We start from the raw sequence: 17048 nt of genomic DNA, 5'->3' as shown, positions 1-17048 counted from the left end.
AGCCGATACCCGTTGCAACAGTTCGTTCACAGTGTGACCACTCGGACCGCCAGCCCCACCAAGAGCGTCCCGGTCACCCGCTCAACCCACTTCGCACGCCGGCGAAGCGCCTTCAGCAAACGAGGATGGGACAGCAACAGCGCCACCAGCGCATACCAGGCGCCATCAACCAGGGTAGCGGTCAGAATCATCACCCACTGCGCCAGGCTGCTCTGATCGGCACTGACGAACTGGGAGAACAGCGCCATGAAGAACAGCGCCAGTTTGGGGTTCAACAGTGAAATCACGGCGCCGGCGCGGGCGGCACCGAGCAGCGAATGCACCTGAGCCTCGCCGGTATCGAGCACACCGGCCTCACCCGCATGACGCCAGGCCTGGATCCCCATCCACGCCAAATAGGCGGCACCCGCCCAGCTCAACGCGGTGAACACCAACTGCTGCCCGGTTACCAGCAGCGCCAGACCATGCACGGTCAAAAACGCCCATAACCCCACACCCAGAGCGTGCGACAGACCGGCCACAACGCCATGCCAGCGGCTGTTACGCACCGTCTCGCGCAGCACCACGGCAAGGCTGGGGCCCGGCGACATGGCGCCCATCAAACAGACCAGCAGCAGCGAGCCCCACAACATCCACGACATATTCCACACCTCTCCCTGAATGAGTTAATGTCGGACATTATCTACCGGCACAGGGATCCTGTCACATCGATCAGAATTGGAGCGGGCCTCCACGGCAGGCGCGGCATGAGGTATAGTGCCGCCCTTGATGTAACTACGATATTTCGGGTATCAGCATGGCGATTTCACTCCAGGACCAGCTCCTCAAGGCGGGTATAGCCAACAAGCAGCAGGCGAAAAAGGCCAAGCAGCAGAAAAAGAAAGAGAAGAAAGGGCAAGCCACGGTTAACACCGGCGACCAGCAGGCGGCACTGGAAGCGGCACGCAAGGCCAAAGCGGACAGGGATCGCGAGCTTAATCGTCAGCGTGAGGCTGAGCAGGCACAGAAAGCGGCCACCGCCGAAGTGCGCCAACTGCTTGAGCAGCATGCGGTTCGCCTGCCCGCGAATGGCGAAACCCGCTACAACTTCGTGCACGATAAAACGATCAAGTCGCTGTGGATCGACGAGGCTCTACTTAAACAGTTGGCCCGCGGTCAGCTGCTGATCGCCTTCTTCGATGGCCGCTACCAGGCGATCCCGGCGGAGATCGGCGATCGCATCACCCAACGCCTGGCCGGGGTCGTACTGCCACGCCCGGAGACCGAACAGCCGGCAGAGGACGATCCCTATGCCGAATATCAGATTCCGGATGATCTGATGTGGTGATCAATGGACTTCGGTGGGTATACTGCGGGAAACTTAGTTTCCTTTAATCAGACAGTGTTTCTCGACCGGAGCCTTTTCAATGCCCGATCAACCCCGTTTTCTCCAGTCCGACAAACAGAGCCTGCAGGTCGAGCTCGCCGATGCCGATGCCCAGGTGGAGCCGCTGCACCTGGGACAGCGCGTACGTGAAATTCGCCTGAGCCAGAACCTGACCCTTGAGGAGGCGAGCAAGCTGACCGGACTGGCCCGCTCGACACTTTCGAAGATCGAAAATGAGCAGATCTCTCCCACCTTTAGCGCCGTCACCAAGCTGGTCAACGGCCTGGGCATCGACATTCCCCAACTGTTCACTCAACCCAAGCGCGATCGAATCGGCGGCGGTCGTCGCGACATTACCCGCTTTGGTGAGGGACGCCCGCATCCAACCCCCACCTATGAACACGAGCTGCTGTCAACCTCATTGAGCAGCAAGAAGATGATCCCCTACCGTACCGTGGTGCGCGCCCGTTCATTCGATGAGTACAAGGAGTGGGTACGCCACGACGGCGAGGAGTTTCTGTACGTGCTTGAGGGCCAGGTGATGCTGTACACCGAGTTCTACGAGCCGATCCTGCTCGGCGTGGGCGACAGTGCCTACTACGACTGTGAAATGGGCCATGCCCTGGTATCGGTGGGCGAGGAGGACGCTTCCGTGCTCTGGGTCACGGCTTAGTGCTGGCAATCCTTGCGTTGGCGTTTTAAGGTTGCGGTAAATAATAATGACCGCGCAAGGGAGCGCTCAATGTCTCGCATCAATACCGATGACCTGCATATCCTGTTGATCGAGCCCTCATCGACGCAACGCAAAATCATCACCCAACAGCTGACCGGCGAACATGTCGGGGCGATCGACGCGGTCAGCACCCAGGCCGAAGCGATGACGTTTCTCCGTCGCCTGCGTCCGGATCTGATCATCAGCTCGCTGTACTACGAAGATGGCTCGGCGGATCAGCTGCTGCGCCAGATCCGCTCAAGCACCGCCCTGTCAGACCTTCCGTTCATGCTGATCTCCAGCGAGCGGCGACGTGAACAGCTGGAGATTTTCAAGCAATCCGGCGTTGTCGCCATCTTGCCCAAGCCGTTCAACCGTGAGCACCTGACCAAGGCGCTCAACGCCACGCTGGACCTGCTCGACCAGGACGATATCGAACTGGAGATGTTCGACGTGGACAGCCTGAGGGTACTGGTGGTCGACGACAGCCGCATGGCGCGCCGCCATATCATGCGCGTGCTTGGCAACCTGGGGATATGCCACCTGATCGAAGCGGAAGATGGCCGGGAGGCGATCGAGCGCCTGCAGCGGGAGATGGTGGACCTGGTGGTGACCGACTACAACATGCCCGAAGTCAACGGTGCAGAGCTGGCCGAGTTCATCCGCCAGTCCGCACTGCATGCACATCTGCCAATCATGATGGTGACCTCCGAGGCTAACGACGCCCACCTGCGCAACATCAGCCAGTCCGGTGTGGACGCGCTGGCAGACAAGCCATTTGAGCCGAACATGGTCAAGCAGTTGCTGGTGCGCCTGCTCGACCGTCAGTAGATCACCGGTTCAGCCGTTACGCCGACGTCACTCCTGATAGTAACGGGGGACACGCGGGGTCAGGCAGGTCACCAGCGTGTAGGGGATGGTATCGCACCAGGTCGCCACCTCCGAAACCGGCAACTGACGGCCGAACAGCTCGACACGATCGCCGATCTGAGCTTCGGGCAGATCGGTCAGGTCGATCGTCATCATATCCATCGACACGCGACCGGCCACCGCTACCCGCTGGCCACGCACGACTACGGGCGTGCCGTTCCTGGCGTGACGGGGATAGCCGTCACCATAGCCCATGGCGATAGTGCCGATGCGGGTTGGCCGCTCACAGACGAAGGTGCCGCCGTAACCCACCTTTTCCCCTGCCGCCACATCACGGATCGCGATGATCTCGGTGCTCAGCGTCATCGCCGGCCGCAACTGGTCGGCCACTGGCTGAGGCGCCATGAACGGCGTCGCCCCGTACAGCATCATGCCTGGTCGCAGCCAGTTACGGTGCGCCGTCGGCCAGGCCATAACGGCAGCCGAGTTACTCAGACTGGCCGCAAGCCCTTTCACGCCGTCCAACGCTTGAAAGCGCTCGATCTGATCTGCCGTTGCCGGCTGATCCGGCTCGTCCGAACGGGCGAAGTGGGTCATCAGAATCACCTCCTCCACGCAGGGGAGCGCCTGCAGGCGCGCCACAACGGCCGGCACATCGGCCGGGTCGAACCCCAGACGATGCATACCGGTATCCACCTTCAGAAATACCGGGAAACGGCTTTTCATCTGCGCCAGCTCTAGCGCGCGCAGCTGATGCTCGCTATGCACCGCCGGCCAGAACGCCTGACTATCCACCAGCGGCAACTCGGTTTCGTCGAAGCAACCCTCAAGCAGCATGATCGGCTTTTGAATGCCCGCTGCGCGCAGCTCCAGCGCCTCCTCTATACAGGCGACACCGAAGGCCGGAACCTCCGGCTCGAGCGCCCGCGCAACAGCGACAGCGCCATGACCATAGGCATTTGCCTTGACGATAGCCGCTGCACGCGCCTCGGGCGCCTGCGCACACGCCAGTCGGTAGTTATGCCGGATCGCACTGAGATCCACATCGGCACGCACCTTTCGACTCATTCAGATCCTCCTCCGCCCGCAGCCGATTAGTCGGCTGTGACCATGATGCCTTCGACTTCGATATCCACGCCTTTGGGCAGCTGCTTGACCGCATAGGCTGCGCGCGCCGGGTACGGCTCTTTGAAATAACGCCCCATAACGCCGTTGACCTGAGCAAAATAATCCATGTCCGACAGCAGGATGGTCAGCTTGACGATATCGGCCAAAGAGCCGCCCGCCGCCTCGGCCACCGCACTCAGGTTTTCAAACACCTGGACCGCCTGAGCTTCGAAGGACTCGGTAACGACGTCCATGGTTTCCGGCACCAGCGGGATCTGTCCCGACATGTACACGGTGTTACCGACCTTGACGGCCTGCGAATAGGTACCGATCGCCGCCGGTGCCTTGTCTGTGCTGATGATGCTCTTATTGGACATAGTTAATCCTTTCAAAAAATGCTTCTGGAATGGGTCAGGAAGCGGCGGAGGACCTGACGCCAGTATCATCCCCCATGCGACCCACTGATCGCCAGTCCCATTCCGACATGCAAATACACTTTACCCATACCCCAGTAGCGAGATGCGTGACTTTGCCTTATCTTGTAGCATCGACTGTGCAGTTAATGACCGCGTGCGCCAGCCAGGGTCGAGATCAATTCTAAGCGATTGAACGAATTAATTTTTTGCGAATTTGCCAAAAACTCGCTAGAATTAGCTACCAAATAAAAGTTTTTTGGCGAAAAATACTTAAATATGGCCAGTTTACAGAAAACAAGAAAACTCGACCGGATCGACCGCAACATCCTGACCATCCTCCAGAGCGAGGGACGCATCTCCTATACGGAGCTCGCCGACCGGGTCGGCCTTTCGACCACACCCTGCATGGAGCGCGTGAAGCGACTGGAACGCGATGGCGTCATTACCGGATACCATGCCAAGGTCAATCCGGAGATGCTCGACTTCAATCTACTGGTCTTCGTCGAGATCGCTCTCTCTTATCAATCTCCCGATGCGTTCGAGAAGTTCAACCGAGCTGTCGACACCCTGCCCTACATCCTCGAATGTCACCTGGTATCGGGGGACGCCGACTACCTGCTCAAGGCTCGCCTGCACGACATGTCGCAGTATCGCGAACTGCTGGGCCAGATGCTGCTGACGCTGCCAGGCGTGAAGAACTCGAAAAGCTATATCGTCATGGAGGAGGTCAAGGAGCAGTCCGAACTTCCCACCGACATTTCAGCCAGGGGCGAATGAGCCCCTTTCCATCCCGCTGTACTCAATCCCAGCCGCTCTCGCCGCCTGCCTCTCCACCCTCCTCTCTGCCCTGCAATATCTCGCCTGTGAACCTATGCTGAGTTCATAGGGCAGCGCTCGTCACTCCTCGTTCAAGAAATTTTTTATTCAACTTTAATAGACAGGGTGAGATTTAATTCTTAGGATCTGCGGCCTCTGGCCTTAAAAAAACTGCATAAATTAGAAAAAGCAGTGATAAAAACCATAACAACAACCCTATATCAGGTAGGTCAGCTGATAGCTCTAAACTGCGGAGACTCACCATGGCTGCAATTGAATCCATGATTTCGAGTATTAACGGCATCGTCTGGGGACCTATGATGCTGATCCTGATACTCGGCGTCGGCTTCTTCCTCTCTCTGGGATTGAAACTGATGCCGATCCTGAAAATCGGTACCGGCTTCAAGCTCCTCTGGAGCGGACGTACCGCCTCTGCCGAGGATACGGCAAAGGGCGAAATCCCCCCCTTCCAGGCGCTGATGACAGCACTGTCCGCCACCGTCGGCACCGGCAACATCGCCGGCGTAGCCACCGCCATTTTCCTCGGCGGCCCCGGAGCCCTGTTCTGGATGTGGATCACCGCACTGATCGGCATGGCCACGAAGTACTCTGAAGCGGTGCTGGCGGTGAAGTACCGTGAAACAGATGAGGAGGGCAACCACGTCGGCGGCCCCATGTACTACATCCGCAACGGCCTGGGTAAGAACTGGGCCTGGATGGGCGTGGCTTTCGCGATCTTCGGCGCCTGCGCCGGCTTTGGTATCGGCAATACGGTGCAGTCCAACTCTGTAGCCGCGGTGCTGGAGAGCAACTTCCAGATCCCGACCTGGGCCAGCGGCATCATCATTGCCGTTTTGGTGGGTGCCGTTCTGCTGGGTGGGATCAAACGTATCGGTAGCGTCGCCGGGGCTCTGGTACCGTTCATGGCGATCTCCTATATCCTGGCAGGACTGGTGGTGCTGGCGATTCAGGCCGATCAGGTGCCGCACGCCCTGGCGCTGATCTTCGAGCACGCATTCTCCCCCATCGCCGCCGAAGGCGGTTTCGCCGGTGCTGCCGTCTGGGCGGCGATCCGCTTCGGTGTGGCGCGCGGTGTGTTCTCCAACGAGGCCGGACTGGGATCCGCCCCGATCGCACACGCCGCGGCGCAGACCCACAGCCCGGTGCGCCAGGGACTGGTCGCGATGCTCGGTACCTTTATCGACACGCTGATGGTCTGCACCATCACCGGCCTGGTCATCGTCAGCTCCGGTGCTTGGACCGGCGGCGAATCCGGTGCTGCGCTGACCAGCGCCGCCTTTGCATCGGCACTGCCGTCATTCGGCAACTACCTGGTCGCCATCGCACTGGCGATTTTCGCCTTCACCACGATCATCGGCTGGTCATTCTATGGCGAGAAGTGCGTCGAGTTCCTGTTTGGTATCAAAGCAATCATGCCTTACCGCATCTTGTGGATTCTGGCGATTCCGGCGGGTGCCATGCTCAGCCTGGACTTCGTCTGGCTGGTGGCCGACACATTGAATGCGCTGATGGCGATCCCCAACCTGATCGCGCTGGCACTGCTGAGCCCGGTCGTGTTCAAACTGACCCGCGAATACTTCGACAACCACTGATCTGTTCGGCGGCCCATTCGGGCCGCCCTCCCCCCAACGCCCCATCCTGCCTCGAACGCGCTATACTAGCGCGCTTTCAATTGCACGGATCCCATCATGCAACGCCTGGATATGCTGCTGGTTCAACGAGGACTGGTCGATAGTCGCGCACGCGCCCAGCGCCTGATCAAGGAGGGTCGGGTACGCGTGCAACTCGGTCACTGGCAATGCGTGCAGAAAAGCAGCTTCAAACTGGCCGACGATACGCCGATCGAGGTGGAGGACAGCGAGGAGGACCGCTATGTCTCGCGAGGCGCACTCAAGCTGGTACCGGCACTCGAGCGCTTTGCTGCCGACCTGACCGGTCTGATCGCCATCGATGTCGGCCAGTCGACCGGCGGCTTCACCGACTGCCTGCTGCAACATGGGGCCAGACGGGTGGTCGGCATCGAGGTCGGACACGATCAGCTCGCCGAGCGGTTACGGCAGGATGCCCGGGTCATCTGCCTGGAGGGTTACAATGCCCGGCAATTGAGCAGCGATCTGCTTGAGTATACCGAGGGCCGCGGCTTCGATCTGGCGGTGATGGATGTATCATTCATCTCCCAGACCCTGATTCTGGACTCGCTGGCGCCACTGATCCGCCCCGGCGGGCTATTGGCAACCCTGGTGAAGCCCCAGTTTGAAGTGGGGCCTGAGCATGTCGGCAAAGGCGGCATCGTACGCGATGCCGCGCTATACCCCCAGGTACGCCAGCGTATCGAAACACAATTGACCCGGCTGGGACTGGAAACACTGGATTTCAGCGACAGTCCGATCCTGGGCGGCGACGGCAATCGCGAATTCGTACTCGTGGCACGCAAACAGACAGCAGAGACAGCAGCATGCAGATAACCCTGGATCGCCAGATCGATCAAACCCACGCCGGCACCAAGGCGACCGACCTGCTGGCCCAGGAGAGCGGGCTGTCGCGCCAGCGGATCAAGGATGCGATGAGCAAAGGGGCCGTCTGGCTCAAGCGCGGCCGTAATCGCAAGCGCCTACGCAAGGCCACTGAGCTGTTGCGCGCTGGCGACCAGATTCAGCTCTATTACGACGCCGACCTGCTGGCCCGCAACGCCGACACGCCCAAATGCCTGCACGACGCCGGCGGCTATTCGGTTTGGTTCAAACCCGCCGGAGTACTGGCCCAGGGTAACGACTTCGGCGACCACCTGTCGCTGCTGCGGATCGCCGAACTCAGCCTCGAACCCAAACGCGCCACCTTCCCGGTGCATCGCCTGGACCGTGAGACCGCCGGCCTGATGCTGATCGCGCACAAGGCCGGCGTTGCGGCCAAGTTATCGTCCATGTTTCAGGAGCGGCAGATCGATAAGCGCTACCGCGCACTGGTGCTGGGACAGCTGGCCGAGAGCGGCAGTATCGACACCCGGCTCGACGGCAAGCCGGCGCTGACCCGCTACCGCGCTATCGCCTATGACCAGACGCACAATCAGAGTCTGGCCGATATCGAGATCGAGACCGGGCGCACTCACCAGATCCGTCGCCACCTGTCCGCCATCGGTCATCCGGTGATCGGCGACCCACGTTACGGCGAGGGCAATAAAAACGCAGAGGGGCTGCAGCTGTTCGCGACCGCCCTGGCATTTACCTGCCCGATTCGGCACCAAGCGGTCAGTTTCGAGCTCTCGGAAGCGTTTCTGCGCGAGAACTGCCGATACACCTTTGTTTCCGCCGGCTGATATCGGCGGAGGATCACCGTCAACGAACCGCCTCAGGCCCGCTGAACGATCGCCATGCCGGCGCGAATTTCGGCCGCCTGAAAGAGCGGGATACCCTGCTGCTGGGATCTGAGCATCTCGGTAATGCGGGCGCTGTCGACGGCTTTGGAGAACAGGAACCCCTGCCCCAGCAGGCAGCCCTCCGCGACCAGGTCGTCGACATTCTGCACAAACTCTATCCCCTCCGCGATGATCTGGAGATCCAAGCTCTCGGCCAGACCGATAATACTGCGGATGATACGGGGATCCTTGGGCGATATATTCAGATCCTGAATGAAGCTGCGATCGATCTTCAGCTTATCCACCGGCAGCCGCTTGAGGTGATTCAGCGACGAGTACCCGGTGCCGAAATCATCCAGTGCAATCTGTACCCCCAGCGCTTTAAGCTTATGCAGGGTATCGGGAGAACTCTCGATATCGCGCATCGTCGTATCCTCGGTCACCTCGATGATCAGATGCTCGGCCGACATCGCCGTATCCTCAAGAATCTGGGTTAACGATGCCTCCAGATCATGCAGCGCGTACATCGAAGGCGAGATGTTTACGGCAACGCACACCGTCTCAACCCCTTCAGCCACCCAATGCCGGTACTGCAGACAAACCTGTCTGATCACCCATTCATTCAGCTCCAGTGCCAGTCCATACTGCTCGGCAATCGTCACCACCTCCACCGGCGAGACGTAGCCATACCGGGGATGATGCCAGCGCAGCAACGCCTCAATCGAAACAATCCTGCCGGACTCGAACTCGACAACCGGCTGATAATGAAGCACCAGCTGATTGTCCTGAATCGCCTCTTTCAACTCCCTCGCCAGAGTGTTCGCGCGCTGAATGACCTCGTTCATCTCCGGTTCGAAACGACGATAGCTTACGCCGCTGTCACGCTTGGCCCGGTACATCGCCAGATCGGCATTGATCTGAACCTGAGCCACGCTGTCCGCGTCGACCGGATAGATGCTGACCCCCAAACTGGCGGAGGGGTAGATACGAGTGCCGTCGAGCAGCATTTCATGGCCGATCTGCTCACACAGCAATCTTGATAGCCGGGTGCAGCTGTCGGCATGCTTGACCCGTTCCTGAATCACCAAGAACTCGTCGCCACCCAAACGAGCCACGGTATCATGCGGACCAATACAGCCGCTAAGGCGTGCCGCTACCTGCTGTAGCATCTGATCGCCGCAATTGTGTCCCAGGGTATCGTTGATCTCTTTAAAGTTATTCAGATCGATGACATGAACCCCCAGCAGGCTGCCGGCCCGACTGGCAGCCTTTGCGGCCGCTGTGAGGTGTTGATTGATAAACTTGCGATTGGGAAGGCCTGTCAGCTCGTCGTGCAACGACTGGTGTCGACTGCGGGAACTCTCCCGAATCAGCATCAGGATCAACAGGGTGCCGCTCAGCACCAAGCCGACGATCGAAATGCTGACCAGCCGATTAAGTTCGAACACGCGACGGATACGGTTCTGCGCATCGGGACCGTTAAAACTCGCCACGTTGAATGCACGCACCCGCTTTTCGAAGGGAATCAAGCTATCAACGAGCTGGTCTGCGGTAGCGGTATCCCCCTGAGTCAACGATAGCACCCTGGGTTCGATACGCCGCAGCATTGCCTGCAACTCATCCAGCAACAGCTGTGCCCCGGCCATTTCGCGGACCTCACTGGTTTCCGCCCCCTCCCGCAGTACGTCAATCCGACTCCACAGCAGGTCAAAACGCAGCACCAGTTCATCCGGCGCGCCTCGCCCCAAGCCGACCGACTCCAGTATGTGCATAAACCGAAGCAGCTCGAATTCAAGCTCTGACGAGGCCCAACCACCACCCTTCTGAGTGACCGTCAACAGCTGTGAGGTTTCCACATGACGCCGGTAGCTGACCAAGGTGCTGGCAGCAAAAACCACCACCACACATAGCAGCGTTACTGTACGCAATACACGGTAACCAGGCATCAGCGGATCTCAAGCGAGCGCAGCTGCCATACCATGTTCGATTGATGACGCGGCAGGTCGGCAGCTGAAAAGGAGTCCGTAGGATAAACAATCCACAACGGTCCCTTGTCGCGAACTCGCATATGACGGCCGTTCAGTTTAACGGCGAGCAGCACCTGCACATCTCTCAGCTCATCGAGGTTGATTGTCGCCTGGTAGTCGTTCAAAGCCATGGCGCGCAGAGTACTCCCTTGCGCGCCCACCGCCAGGAGCAGCTCGTTCAGTGCCACGCCCTGAAAACGCTGTACCCCATCGGTCCAGGGCGTCTCCATCTCCAGATCGTACTGCGGGAAGGACTCCAGCATCGCAAGATCGAAATCGGCACGGTTCGGCACATTCGTTTCGGTAATATTTCCGCTCACACTGAGGACAACCGCTTGTTCGGGAGCGGCCAAGGGTGCAGACCAGGCCAGAGGGGTTAGCAGCAGTGCTGCAAAAACGAAGAAAACGTTGAGTGACGCTCGCATAAAAAGCCTCTTGAGTTGGATGTACGCCGAACTCCAACTTTTTATAAGAATGACGCAGGCACTACCAAAATCGACGTCAGGCTAGTAGAACCAATCTCCTTGGCCTTGTCCATAGTACGTCGGCCCCATCGCGACGCGACCTTTAGCCCGGATTAAACCCTCATCTGCCGCTTGAGCTCCATGCGACGGAGGAACTCGGCCATGATTTCGTGGTACAGCGCACCGCCCAGCTGCAGATCCTCCACCCCCGAATCGATACTCGGATTATCGTTGACCTCGATCACCACCACTCGATCGCCGGATTGCTTGATATCCACACCGTACAGGCCATCGCCGATCAGACGTGTCGCCTTCAACGCCACATCCAGCACCTTGCGCGGCACTTCCCAGATGGCAGGCGTATCAAAACCACCAGAATCGGGCTCTCCGCCGCCCTCATGACGGTAGATCTGCCAGTGATCGCGCACCATGAAATAGCGGCAGGCATAGAGGGGCTTGTTGTTCAGCACCCCAATGCGCCAGTCATAGTCGGTGTACATGAACTCCTGCGCCAGGATCAGGGATGAGTTGTGGCGCAGATGCTTGAGCTCGCGCGCCAGCACCTCCTCAGACTCGGCCTTGATCACACCGCGCGAGAACGCCCCGTCGGGTATTTTCAGCACCACCGGCAGACCGAGGTTTTCGATGATGCTGGTCACCGTTTCGTGACGCGCATCGCTGACGATCAGCGTCTTGGGCGTCGGCACCCTATGGGTACGTAGCAGATCGGCCAGATACACCTTGTTGGTACAGCGCAGGATAGAGGTCGGATCGTCCATCACCACCAGCCCCTCGGCCGCGGCCTTGCGCGCGAACCGGTAGGTGTGATGATCGATCGAGGTGGTCTCGCGGATAAACAGGCCATCATACTCGGCCAGGCGCTGGTAATCCTGCTTGCCGATCTGCTGCACATTGATACTCAGGCGCTTGCCGGCACGGACGAAGCGTGCAATCGCCGCCCTGTCGCTCGGTGGCAGCTTCTCCTTGGGATCGACCAGCATGGCAAGATCATAACGGTACTGCTTACGTGCCCGCGGCTTACGCCAGATACGATTACTGAATCTGTCCAGCGCCTGGGCGAACCGCTCCTGATCGCTCTCGAGCCTCAGATCACGCAGCGCGCCCTGGCGTATACGCTGGATATGCCAGCCATGCTCGCGCACCAAACGCACCTCAAGCAGAGGGATGGGAAAGCGCTCAAACAGCTGGTGCGCCAAGGGAGCCAATTGCGGCATCTCGATCTCACCGAAAAACACCTTCAAATCCAGCCGCTCGGACTGGTCGCCGTCGGCCAGAGCCAAGCGATCCAGCGCCGCTTCAACCCCCTCCAGCTCCAGTGACCACAGGGATTTACGCCGCAGGTCGTTGATCACCTGGACCGACGGAATCACGTTATGCCCCCGCGCCTCCGCCAGCAGCGAACAGTAGTACCCCCGCCCCAGAGCGCGGGAGTTACGGCAGCAGTTGATCACCCGGGTGCGCCCCTTACCCTCGGCCTCCGGCAACGCCATATACTGTTCGAACGAGATCACGTCGCGACTGGGAAAATAGGGCGCCCAGTCCTCGAGATCATCCACCACCACGTAAAACCCGGCCATCCGTCGTCCTCCTGAACTGTTGCAGCAAAGTATGCGCCCTGTTCGCTCGACTGCCCATCCCGCTACCAAAATTCTCCTGCACGGGCGGCGTGGTTTTTGCCCCTTTGCCGGTGTAGCATCAAGCCAAACCCTGCTGAGCCCCTCCCGCCATGGATACTATTCTGATACGCCCGGCACAACGCAGCGATCTGGACCGACTCTGCCAACTTGAACGGGCCTGTTTCAACGGGGATCGCCTGTCCCGGCGCAACTTCAGCCATATGCTGAGATCCGACCACGCCGACCTGATCCTGGCCGAGCAGGGCGAACTGATCGGAGGCTATGCACTGGTGCTCTACCGCTCCGGCACCAACCTGGCGCGACTCTACTCGATTGCGGTAACGCCCGAGTGGCGCGGCCAAGGGGTGTCGTCCCGCCTGCTGGAGGCTGCCGAGCAGCAGGCGATAGGGCGCGAGAGCGCCTTCATGCGCCTGGAGGTAAGCGTAAACAATCAAAGCGCCATCCGTCTGTATGAGCGCAGCGGTTACCATCGTTTCGGCCAGATACCCGAGTATTACGAAGATGGCAGTGACGCCTGGCGGATGGAAAAAACCATCCGCCGCCGGGTACAGCGCCCCCACCCGCGTACCGACTACTACGAGCAGAGCACCCCGTTTACCTGTGGACCGGCGAGCCTGATGATGGCGATGAAGCGTCTGGATCCGCAACGCACGATGACGCGCATGGAGGAGCTGCGGATCTGGCGGGAATCCACCACCATCTACATGACCTCCGGGCACGGCGGCTGCTCCCCCCATGGCCTGGCACTCAGCGCCTGGCAGCGCGGGTTCGATGTCAGCCTGTACGTCACGCCGGCCAACACCCCGTTTATCGATAGCGTGCGCGATCCGCAGAAAAAGAGCGTCATCGAGCTGGTGCATGATGACTACCTGCAACAGATAGCGAATAGCGATATCAGGCTGATCAATGCCGAGCTGGATCTCAATACGCTGATCAGTCGGCTACAGCAGGGTGCCGTGGCGGTCACACTGATCAGCACCTGGCGACTCAACCGCAACAAGGCGCCCCACTGGGTGGTGATCGGGTCGGCGGATACACGTCATGTGTATATCAGTGATCCGGACTTCGATCGCGATCCCTGGCATAGCGAGACCGACTACATCGATGTTCCGGTGGGGCTGGAGGAGTTTCAGGCGATGGCGCGCTTCGGCCGCAGCCGACTTCGCGCAACGCTTCTGCTGACGGGCAAAACGAAAAAACCCGCCTGAGAAATGCAGAACTCAGGCGGGAAACCTGGACGGTTAGTAAACCGTTTCGGTTACGCTTCTTTCCAGCGAAGTATCAGTCCGCCTGTCGACGCAGGAAGGCGGGAATATCCAGGAAGTCCATATCGTCGGTACCGGTACGCTTCATCTCGGTCGGCTCCGGCTTTACGGCACGCTCCTCACTCTGGCGATTACGCATCACCGTCGGCAGCTCCATCTGCGCAAAGTCGGTGGTGACATTCTTGGCCACCCGGGTCGTCGTGGTCGCCGTACCACCGTTGGCAACGCGAACCGCCTGGCTCTCGGCCTTCGCCAGACCGGTCGCCACAACCGTTACCTTGATCTCTTCGCTCATATCGGGATCGATAACGGTACCCACCACGATAGTCGCGTTTTCGGAGGCATACTCCTCGACCAGATCACCGATCTCGGAGAACTCGCCAAGCCCCAGATCCATGCCGGCGGTGATGTTGACCAGGATGCCGCTGGCACCCTTGAGATCCACATCCTCCAGCAGCGGGCTGTTGATCGCCGCCTGGGTAGCTTCCTGCGCGCGGTTGTCGCCCTTGGCGCGACCGGTACCCATCATCGCCATGCCCATCTCGGACATCACGGTACGTACGTCGGCGAAGTCGACGTTGATCATACCCGGACGGATGATCAGGTCGGCGATCCCCTGCACAGCGCCTTTCAATACGTCATTGGCGGTGCTGAAGGCCTGGATCAGGCTGCAATTCTTGCCCAGAACCGGCAACAGCTTTTCGTTCGGGATGATGATCAGCGAGTCGACACTCTCCTGCAGCTCACGAATCCCCTGATCCGCGACCTTCATCCGCTTGCGCCCCTCGAACGGGAACGGGCGGGTGACCACCGCCACGGTCAGGATACCCATCTCGCGCGCCACTTCGGCCACGATAGGCGCCGCGCCGGTACCGGTACCACCGCCCATGCCGGCGGTGATGAACACCATGTCGGCGCCGGCGAGCGCCTCGGCGATACGGTCACGATCCTCCAGCGCCGCCGAACGGCCCACCTCCGGATTCGCTCCGGCGCCCAGTCCCTTGGTCAACTCGCCACCGATATGCAGCACGGTGCGGGCCGCCATCTTGCCCAGCGCCTGCGCATCGGTGTTGGCACAGATGAACTCCACCCCTTCAACTTCGGAGCTCACCATATGGTCGACGGCATTACCGCCGCCACCGCCAACACCGACAACCTTGATAACTGCACTCTGCGGTACGCTATCAATCAGTTCAAACATCTCTGCGTCTCCTTCCAGGTTTTTGCATGCCCCGATCTGGCGTCGGGTTGATTCTGCATCTACTCATTTTTGTTGTATCGGATGCGTCACTGCTCGATCCGATACTCGCGAAGCCCAGAAAGGCGGCTGCGCGACTAAAAGTTTCCCTGCAACCAGGCTTTCATCCGTCCGAACATGTCCGGAAACTGAAAGCTGCTGCGCTCCTCTACCGGCTGCTGCCGACGCGCGGCCAGCGGTTCCTGTTCCACCGCGCCTATAGATTGCCGCGCATAGTGCAACAGGCCGATCGCCGTGGCATAGATCGGATTACCGAGCAGATCCTCCATGCCTCTGACGCCCTGCGGCTTCGACAGACGCACCGGCATATGGAAGATCTCTTCGGCGAGCTCGACGGCCCCCTCCATCTTCGAAGTGCCGCCGGTCAAGACGATGCCACCGGCGATCAGATCCTCGAAGCCCGAGCGACGGATCTCCGCCTGAACCAAGTTGAACAACTCCTCGTATCGCGGTTCAACCACCTCGGCCAGCGCCTGCCGGGACAGATCACGGGCCGGTCGGTCACCGACACTCGGCACCTTGATCACTTCATCGGCTCGAGTCAGCTGCGCCAGCGCACAGGCGTACTTGATCTTCAGCTGCTCGGCGTTGATCGTCGGTGTCCGCAACGCCATCGCAATGTCGTTGGTCACCTGATCACCGGCGATCGGTATCACCGCCGTATGGCGAATCGCGCCGTGAGTGTAGATGGCGATATCGGTGGTACCCCCGCCTATATCGACCATGCAGACCCCGAGGTCGCGCTCGTCATCGGTCAGCACTGCCTGGCTGGAGGCCAACTGCTCCAGCACCACCGCATCCACCTCCAGGCCACAACGGCGGATGCACTTCTCTATATTCTGCACCGCGTTGATCGACCCGGTGACCAGATGCACTTTCGCCTCCAGGCGCACACCGGACATCCCCAGCGGCTCCCTGATCCCCTCCTGGTTATCGATCAGGTACTCCTGCGGCAATATATGCAGAATCTTCTGATCCGCCGGAATCGCCACTGCACGCGCCGCGTCGATCACCCGCTCCAGGTCGTACTCATTGACCTCCCGGTCACGCACCGCGACGATACCGTGAGAGTTCAGACTGCTGATATGGCTACCGGCGATCCCCACCGTCACCGAGTGGATCTTGCAGCCGGCCATCAACTCCGCTTCTTCGACCGCTCGCTGGATGGAGCCTACGGTCGACTCGATATTGACCACGACACCGCGCTTGAGCCCCTGCGACGACTGGGAGCTGAAGCCGACAATCTCGATATCGCCACCGGGCGTCACTTCACCGACCAAACACACCACTTTGGATGTGCCGATATCGAGCGCCACAATCATGTTATTTGCCATTGCCATAGTCGTTTGAGTCGGTTGTCTGTGTTAACAGGTTAAATCTTACCGCAGCACCGAAACCTTCACTCTCAAAAGTCATCCAAGCAAAAACCGCGCCACTCTTGAAAACCTATTTTTGATGCTGTCTGCAGAGCAAGTATTACGTAGACCTGTTTAAAAAATCAACAAATCCATAATGGGTCATATCGGCAGACTTTTGCCGCACTAAAGAGGAAATTCGTTTTATTTCAAACCGCTAAGGCGGGTAGATGTGAAAAGTTTTGCCGCTTACCAAAAGCAAAATCAAAAAACTTTCATGAATCGATAAAAAGCAAAAATCAATATTTAATTTTGAATAAAACACGAATTATCAAAATTGATTTTTGATAAAACACAAAAA

Annotated in this window: 16 protein-coding genes; 8 read left to right on the top strand and 8 right to left on the bottom strand. The window is 59.2% G+C overall.

Features of this window, described 5'->3' with window-relative positions; all coding sequences use genetic code 11:
• Nucleotides 1-26: 26 nt before the first annotated feature.
• Nucleotides 27-641, bottom strand: a complete 615-nt coding sequence (locus KQ940_RS18480) for a LysE family translocator (RefSeq protein ID WP_217415336.1) — start codon at nucleotides 639-641, stop codon at nucleotides 27-29.
• A gap of 155 nt (nucleotides 642-796) precedes the next feature.
• Here KQ940_RS18480 and KQ940_RS18475 point away from each other — a divergent pair, with 155 nt between their 5' ends.
• The 3 genes from KQ940_RS18475 (at nucleotide 797) to KQ940_RS18465 (ending at nucleotide 2909) form a co-directional block, all read left to right on the top strand.
• Nucleotides 797-1327 (top strand): DUF2058 domain-containing protein, encoded by a 531-nt coding sequence (locus KQ940_RS18475; protein WP_217415335.1) that lies wholly within the window; start codon nucleotides 797-799, stop codon nucleotides 1325-1327.
• A gap of 79 nt (nucleotides 1328-1406) precedes the next feature.
• Nucleotides 1407-2039 carry a helix-turn-helix domain-containing protein gene (locus KQ940_RS18470; protein WP_217415334.1) on the top strand — a complete coding sequence of 211 codons (633 nt, stop codon included), beginning with the start codon at nucleotides 1407-1409 and terminating at the stop codon, nucleotides 2037-2039.
• A 69-nt stretch (nucleotides 2040-2108) separates the two neighbouring features.
• A complete protein-coding gene (locus tag KQ940_RS18465; RefSeq protein WP_217415333.1) occupies nucleotides 2109-2909 on the top strand; it encodes a response regulator in 801 nt (266 codons plus the stop codon).
• Between the two features lie 27 nt (nucleotides 2910-2936).
• On the opposite strand, the gene alr is transcribed toward KQ940_RS18465, so the two are convergent.
• A complete protein-coding gene (gene alr, locus KQ940_RS18460; protein ID WP_217415332.1) occupies nucleotides 2937-4016 on the bottom strand; it encodes an alanine racemase in 1080 nt (359 codons plus the stop codon).
• 26 nt (nucleotides 4017-4042) lie between these two features.
• A complete protein-coding gene (locus KQ940_RS18455; RefSeq protein ID WP_217415330.1) occupies nucleotides 4043-4432 on the bottom strand; it encodes a RidA family protein in 390 nt (129 codons plus the stop codon).
• A 315-nt stretch (nucleotides 4433-4747) separates the two neighbouring features.
• On the opposite strand from KQ940_RS18455, the gene KQ940_RS18450 reads away from it, so the two are divergent.
• The 4 genes from KQ940_RS18450 to KQ940_RS18435 all read left to right on the top strand — a co-directional run bounded on the left by KQ940_RS18450 (nucleotide 4748) and on the right by KQ940_RS18435 (nucleotide 8621).
• Nucleotides 4748-5248, top strand: coding sequence for an Lrp/AsnC ligand binding domain-containing protein (locus tag KQ940_RS18450; protein ID WP_217415329.1), 501 nt, complete (start codon nucleotides 4748-4750; stop codon nucleotides 5246-5248).
• A gap of 302 nt (nucleotides 5249-5550) precedes the next feature.
• Nucleotides 5551-6900: an alanine/glycine:cation symporter family protein gene (locus KQ940_RS18445; protein WP_217415327.1), complete on the top strand. Its 1350-nt coding sequence runs from the start codon at nucleotides 5551-5553 to the stop codon at nucleotides 6898-6900.
• Between the two features lie 96 nt (nucleotides 6901-6996).
• Nucleotides 6997-7773, top strand: coding sequence for a TlyA family RNA methyltransferase (locus KQ940_RS18440; RefSeq protein ID WP_217415326.1), 777 nt, complete (start codon nucleotides 6997-6999; stop codon nucleotides 7771-7773).
• Nucleotides 7764-8621 carry an RluA family pseudouridine synthase gene (locus KQ940_RS18435; RefSeq protein ID WP_217415325.1) on the top strand — a complete coding sequence of 286 codons (858 nt, stop codon included), beginning with the start codon at nucleotides 7764-7766 and terminating at the stop codon, nucleotides 8619-8621. Before KQ940_RS18440 ends, KQ940_RS18435 begins: the two co-directional genes overlap by 10 nt.
• Before the next feature lie 32 nt (nucleotides 8622-8653).
• Here the strand turns inward: KQ940_RS18435 and KQ940_RS18430 are convergent, their stop codons facing one another.
• The 3 genes from KQ940_RS18430 to KQ940_RS18420 form a co-directional block, all read right to left on the bottom strand.
• On the bottom strand, nucleotides 8654-10606 hold the full coding sequence (locus KQ940_RS18430) for a putative bifunctional diguanylate cyclase/phosphodiesterase (protein ID WP_217415323.1): 1953 nt from the start codon (nucleotides 10604-10606) through the stop codon (nucleotides 8654-8656).
• Nucleotides 10606-11007: a putative pterin-binding protein gene (locus KQ940_RS18425; protein ID WP_217415321.1), complete on the bottom strand. Its 402-nt coding sequence runs from the start codon at nucleotides 11005-11007 to the stop codon at nucleotides 10606-10608. The genes KQ940_RS18430 and KQ940_RS18425 overlap by 1 nt, the downstream gene beginning before the upstream one ends.
• A gap of 257 nt (nucleotides 11008-11264) precedes the next feature.
• The gene (locus KQ940_RS18420; protein ID WP_217415319.1) at nucleotides 11265-12749 is read right to left on the bottom strand and encodes a RimK family protein; all 1485 of its coding nucleotides are present in this window, start codon (nucleotides 12747-12749) and stop codon (nucleotides 11265-11267) included.
• A gap of 149 nt (nucleotides 12750-12898) precedes the next feature.
• On the opposite strand from KQ940_RS18420, the gene KQ940_RS18415 reads away from it, so the two are divergent.
• A complete protein-coding gene (locus tag KQ940_RS18415) occupies nucleotides 12899-14017 on the top strand; it encodes a GNAT family N-acetyltransferase/peptidase C39 family protein (RefSeq protein WP_217415318.1) in 1119 nt (372 codons plus the stop codon).
• Nucleotides 14018-14090: 73 nt separating this feature from the next.
• Here the strand turns inward: KQ940_RS18415 and ftsZ are convergent, their stop codons facing one another.
• Together ftsZ and ftsA are read right to left on the bottom strand one after the other, a co-directional pair.
• Nucleotides 14091-15275: a cell division protein FtsZ gene (gene ftsZ, locus KQ940_RS18410; protein WP_217415317.1), complete on the bottom strand. Its 1185-nt coding sequence runs from the start codon at nucleotides 15273-15275 to the stop codon at nucleotides 14091-14093.
• 134 nt (nucleotides 15276-15409) lie between these two features.
• Nucleotides 15410-16672 carry a cell division protein FtsA gene (gene ftsA / locus KQ940_RS18405; RefSeq protein WP_217415315.1) on the bottom strand — a complete coding sequence of 421 codons (1263 nt, stop codon included), beginning with the start codon at nucleotides 16670-16672 and terminating at the stop codon, nucleotides 15410-15412.
• Between the last annotated feature and the right edge of the window lie 376 nt (nucleotides 16673-17048).

It is taken from the genome of Marinobacterium ramblicola (assembly GCF_019084545.1).
Classification (GTDB): domain Bacteria; phylum Pseudomonadota; class Gammaproteobacteria; order Pseudomonadales; family Balneatricaceae; genus Marinobacterium_D; species Marinobacterium_D ramblicola.
This window is presented reverse-complemented; position numbering and strand designations above follow the sequence as displayed.